Source organism: Dolichospermum circinale AWQC131C (assembly GCF_000426905.1).
In the GTDB taxonomy this organism is placed as follows: Bacteria; Cyanobacteriota; Cyanobacteriia; order Cyanobacteriales; family Nostocaceae; genus Dolichospermum; species Dolichospermum circinale.
The window spans coordinates 96,140-99,066 of record NZ_KE384651.1; the positions used below are offsets into that span (position 1 = coordinate 96,140).

At 39.4% G+C, this 2,927-nt stretch carries 3 protein-coding genes; all 3 read left to right on the forward strand.

Going from position 1 to position 2,927, the window contains the following annotated elements; translation table 11 throughout:
• Positions 1–57: 57 nt before the first annotated feature.
• The 3 genes from ACIR131C_RS0119730 (at position 58) to ACIR131C_RS0119740 (ending at position 2,736) form a co-directional block, all read left to right on the forward strand.
• Complete coding sequence (locus ACIR131C_RS0119730) at positions 58–534, forward strand: DUF29 domain-containing protein (protein ID WP_028091555.1); 477 nt, start codon at positions 58–60, stop codon at positions 532–534.
• Between the two features lie 289 nt (positions 535–823).
• Positions 824–2,113 carry a glucose-1-phosphate adenylyltransferase gene (locus tag ACIR131C_RS0119735; RefSeq protein WP_028091556.1) on the forward strand — a complete coding sequence of 430 codons (1,290 nt, stop codon included), beginning with the start codon at positions 824–826 and terminating at the stop codon, positions 2,111–2,113.
• A gap of 113 nt (positions 2,114–2,226) precedes the next feature.
• Entirely contained in the window at positions 2,227–2,736 is a 510-nt protein-coding gene (locus tag ACIR131C_RS0119740) for an AAA family ATPase (RefSeq protein ID WP_028091557.1), read from the forward strand.
• The last annotated feature ends 191 nt before the right edge of the window (positions 2,737–2,927 follow it).

The following is a 2,927-nucleotide window of genomic DNA, read 5'->3' on the forward strand; positions in this document are numbered from 1 at the left end:
AACAGTAATCACTCAATTAAGCTAAAATGGAATAAATAGCAAAATCTTCGCCAGTATATGGTTACATCAACACAAACCACAACTCAAACCTTATACGACCAAGACTATTACCTGTGGATAAGAACAACCATTAACCAACTTCGCACAGGACAATTTTCTGCTGTTGATTTAGAGAATTTATTAGAAGAATTAGAAACTATTGGTAGAAGTGAGAAACGAGCAATTGAAAGTTTATTAACTAAGCTGCTTGTACATCTACTAAAACTCAAATATTGGGATAGTGAAAGAGAAGGTAATCAAGGACATTGGCTAGGGGAAATTAGAACATTTCGCAGAGAGATAAAACATGAACTTAAAGATAGTCCAAGTTTAAAACCTTACATTTTAGAAATATTTGACGAATGTTATCAAGATGCTAGATTAGAAGCATCAGATCGTTCTCAACTTCCCCTTGATATCTTCCCTCTTATCCCCATTGCTTCACTAGCACAAATTTTAGATGATTGGTTACCAATAGAAAAAAATCAAGGCTGAAATTTTTTCCTCTTTCCCTGATTTGAGATTTGAGAAACAAACTAAAATCAAAAGGACATTGTACTAAAGGGTTTTACTGCTGACTGTTGACCGCTGAAAGCTGCTGTATGTAATTTACATCCTGAATAGAACCGTTATAGAACCGTTATCATAGTACATAAGTTCTATATTTCCCCATTAACTCCCATTTGAAAATTCATCCCTAAGATTCTTTACTCTTATCTTTATCAGTTGCTACATAGAGTCCTAAACTGTAGATGAGAATTGAAAAGCAGTCGGGAGAAATTTTGTGAAAAAAGTTTTAGCAATTATTCTTGGTGGGGGTGCGGGTACTCGGCTTTATCCGTTAACCAAGCTTCGCGCCAAACCAGCAGTACCAGTAGCCGGGAAGTATCGCTTAATAGATATTCCCGTTAGCAACTGCATCAATTCGGAAATATTCAAAATCTATGTCCTCACTCAATTTAACTCAGCCTCCCTGAATCGTCACATTGCTCGTGCTTACAACTTTAGCGGGTTTAGCGATGGATTTGTAGAAGTGTTAGCAGCACAACAAACCCCAGAAAACCCGAACTGGTTTCAAGGTACGGCTGATGCTGTGCGTCAGTATATCTGGATGTTACAGGATTGGGATGTAGAGGAATTTCTGATTCTTTCTGGTGATCATCTCTACCGTATGGATTACCGTCAATTTATCAAGCGTCATAGAGATACAAATGCGGATATTACACTTTCCGTAATTCCCATGGATGATCGTCGGGCTTCGGATTTTGGCTTAATGAAAATTAATCAAGCCGGAAGAGTAATTGACTTTAGTGAAAAACCTAAAGGGGAAGCCCTAGCGCAAATGCGTGTTGATACTACCATATTAGGATTAACGCCAGAACAAGCTCAATTACAGCCATATATCGCCTCCATGGGGATTTATGTCTTTAAAAAAGATGTTTTGATTAAGTTGCTAAAAGAATCTTTAGAACGGACTGATTTTGGTAAAGAAATTATTCCCGACGCAGCTAAGGATCATAACGTTCAGGCCTTCTTATTTGATGACTATTGGGAAGATATTGGGACAATTGAATCTTTTTATGAAGCCAATTTAGCTTTAACTAAGCAACCCCTCCCTCCCTTTAGCTTTTACGATGAAGCAGCACCAATTTATACCCGCGCTCGTTATCTACCACCCTCTAAACTGTTGAATTGCCAAATCACAGAATCTATGATTGGTGAAGGTTGTATCTTGAAAGATTGCCGGATTCAACATTCAGTTTTAGGAGTGCGATCGCGGATAGAATCAGGATCTACAATTGAAGAAACCCTGATCATGGGCGCTGACTATTATCAACCATTTGTCGAAAAACAATGTAGCTTAGAAGAAAATGATATTCCCGTCGGTATTGGTACAGACACCATTATTCGTCGTGCCATCATTGATAAAAATGCCCGCATTGGTCACGATGTGAAAATCATCAACAAAGACAACGTCCAAGAAGCAGAACGGGAAAACCAAGGCTTCTACATTCGTAGTGGCATTGTCGTCGTTCTCAAAAATGCTGTCATTCCCCATGGAACAATCATCTAGTTAGTCAGTTGTTCGTCGTCGGTTGTTCCTGATTTTTTTACCACTAACAACTGACCACTGACTCCTGACCACTGACTCCTGACCACTGACTCCTGACCACTGACCACTGACTAATGACTAAATTAATTTTACTGATTGGTCTTCCTGGTAGCGGTAAATCAACCTTAGCAAAACAACTATTAACAGAATGCTCCCAGATGCAGCTAATTTCCACAGATGCCATCCGGGGGCAGCTTTTTGGTTCTGAAGCAATTCAAGGGGCTTGGCCGCTAATTTGGCAGGAAATAGAACGACAATTTCAACAAGCGATAAACTTAGATCAAGGAGTGATTTTCGATGCTACCAACACCCAAAGGAAAAACCGTCGAGAAGTGATTACCCTAGCCCGTGATTTTGGCTCGACTCACATTACCGGAATTTGGCTCAGAACGCCAATCTGGCTATGTTTAGCCCGAAATCAAAGACGAATTCGTCAAGTTCCCGAAGACATCATTTTCCGAATGCACCGCCAAATCCGGGATGCTCCCCCCAGCTTAGAAGAAGGAATAGATGAGTTGATTTATCATTCACAATGGCAAGAGTACGGGAATTTCCCTGGTACATTCGGCAAAAACCACACTTAACTTGAGGAACTTTTTGTTAATTTAGTATTTAGACTCTTTTCGGTATTAGACCAAGAAAAAAGTACATATCATATTTTAGAAAAAACATAACCTAAATAGGTGAACGGAAAAAACCGACATAAGCAACAAAAAGTAAAGTTGCCCAAAACCTGTTCCCTGTTCCCTGTTCCCTTGTCATAACGACAATTTTT